1 protein-coding gene is annotated in these 347 nt (G+C 48.7%); it reads right to left on the bottom strand.

The window, feature by feature from the left end; genetic code table 11:
• On the bottom strand, positions 1-347 hold a 347-nt coding region (locus GQS58_RS17425; RefSeq protein WP_166388059.1), incomplete at both ends, for a zona pellucida domain-containing protein.

The following is a 347-nucleotide window of genomic DNA, read 5'->3' as shown; positions in this document are numbered from 1 at the left end:
GGACGTGGTTGTATACCTTCACAGATGCCTCAACATTAATAACGTCACCCAGGAAGTAAGAGTTTGAAGGCCTCTCAAAGGACCAGTCATCCATCATGAGCTTCAGGGAGAACAGCAAGACTTCTTCACCAGCCTCCGTTGAGGCATAAGGGACCCAAGTTGGCTTCAAGGCATTACCGCTGACATTTTGAAACCTTTGATAATGGCATTGAACACCAATAACTGCACCACCTGCACGGGTAATGGGAGTGCCAGCAAACGCCTCGGGAGTGTAGGTAAGGGCAAAGGTGTAGACAAGCTCATCCTTGGTCATCATCAACACACTGTTGCAGTCCTGCAGTTCATTC

It is taken from the genome of Polaribacter sp. 11A2H, from assembly GCF_011379025.1.
Taxonomy (GTDB): Bacteria; Bacteroidota; Bacteroidia; order Flavobacteriales; family Flavobacteriaceae; genus Polaribacter.
Note: the sequence above shows the minus strand (reverse complement) of the source record. Positions and strands in the feature narration are given on the sequence as shown.